2 protein-coding genes and 1 pseudogene are annotated in these 1,310 nt (G+C 46.6%); 2 read left to right on the top strand and 1 reads right to left on the bottom strand.

What is annotated here, in order from left to right:
- The first annotated feature begins 162 nt into the window (after window positions 1-162).
- Window positions 163-483, top strand: coding sequence for a helix-turn-helix domain-containing protein (locus tag PX482_RS02400; RefSeq protein WP_045356694.1), 321 nt, complete (start codon window positions 163-165; stop codon window positions 481-483).
- A gap of 199 nt (window positions 484-682) precedes the next feature.
- The gene (locus PX482_RS02395; RefSeq protein ID WP_288094033.1) at window positions 683-1,159 is read left to right on the top strand and encodes a hypothetical protein; all 477 of its coding nucleotides are present in this window, start codon (window positions 683-685) and stop codon (window positions 1,157-1,159) included.
- A gap of 22 nt (window positions 1,160-1,181) precedes the next feature.
- Here PX482_RS02395 and PX482_RS02390 read toward each other — a convergent pair.
- Window positions 1,182-1,310: pseudogene (locus PX482_RS02390) on the bottom strand (RNA-guided endonuclease TnpB family protein); the annotation flags it as partial.

The raw sequence follows: 1,310 nt of genomic DNA, 5'->3' as shown, positions 1-1,310 counted from the left end.
CTTAAAACCTGTCAGCTTTTTTGCCGCATCTTTCAAGCTTGATTTGATTTTTTCAGTCAGTTCAGTTACCATAGTTGAGAGTGAGAGTAACAAGTTGCTTCTCTAGTCTAGATGGTAATTTATTAATACGCAAGTCCCTAACAACAGTTTTTCTGAGAGGTTGTGGACGTGGTGAAACAGAAGAAAACGGTGATGATTCCCGTCGAGATGGTCGAGACTATCTCATGGTCGGAGGAGGCGGGATTGAAGTTAAAGGAGATTCGGGAGGGACAGGGACTATCTCGCAATAAGTTGGTAAATAAGATTAGGGATGCCGGTCGGGACATTTCACCCCAGCACATCCAAAAGTTGGAGACTGGTTTCAAGGCAATAACGGCAGAAACTCAAACGGCCAAGAGCGTCGGCACGGCTACCCTCCGAGCGATTCTCGACGCTTTGGATTACCCGCTCGATCGGTTCCTCACCGAAATCGGTCACAAGTAAACCTCCTGAGTGCCTTTTTAATCCCCGAACCAAACCGACGATAACTTCCGAAATTCTCTTGCTTCCAATTGAAGCCTTTTTTTTTAGGGACTATACTGGATTTATCCGTTAGTTCCGCATACCCTTCAACTATTCCAGCTTTTTGTCCCCTCGATTCGGTATTTATTTTTTATTCTTAACCCCTCGGAGATGAAAAATTATGCAACAAGCCGCCTCCTTACCCGATCGCTACCGAATAGGAAAAACCCAGTTTTACGAACGCCGTCAGCACCTGATCCGCTTGGGTTACGCCATGGAAGCCGAGAAACACGGACGAAACAGCTACTACAGTGATGAACAGGTGCAAATATTCGATGACCTAAACACCTACTATAAGAAATGGGGTACTCTCGAAGGTTTTCCGAGTGCTACCCCCGAAATCGCTGATAAACAGACCAAAACCGAGAAAAATTCCCCCGTAACTAACGCCCAGACGGGATTAGTTCAGCGAGAGAGTGAAAAAGTCATAAACGATTCCGTCGATGCCGAAGAAATCTTCGTTGATACCAATCCCTTAGAAGACATTCAAGAAAATAATTTTCGTCGTGTGGATGAGGCCGCCCAGTTTGCCGCCGCCCAGAATCTCGTCGCTTTCAACTACCTGACCGTCAACTACTTGACATCCTCGCCGCCGTAAAACGGACGGCGATTCCCAAACCTCACGATTTAGGTTTCTGTTTCTTTCCCTTGCGGGGTTCCGCACCTGCCTTAACAGATTTACTCTGTTCTGGTCTTATGGTCGCTCTACAGACTGACACCGCAAGCCCTGCGGCCAAAATATTTTTACT

Source organism: Microcystis sp. M53602_WE12 (assembly GCF_030065455.1).
GTDB classification, from domain to species: domain Bacteria; phylum Cyanobacteriota; class Cyanobacteriia; order Cyanobacteriales; family Microcystaceae; genus Microcystis; species Microcystis aeruginosa.
The sequence above is the reverse complement of the archived record's forward strand: the minus strand, read 5'-3'. Positions and strand labels throughout refer to the sequence as shown.

Bases quoted from the DNA above. Each gene is read 5' to 3' on its own strand.
- PX482_RS02395 (WP_288094033.1), top strand. From the start codon at position 683: ATGCAACAAGCCGCCTCCTTACCCGATCGCTACCGAATAGGAAAAACC.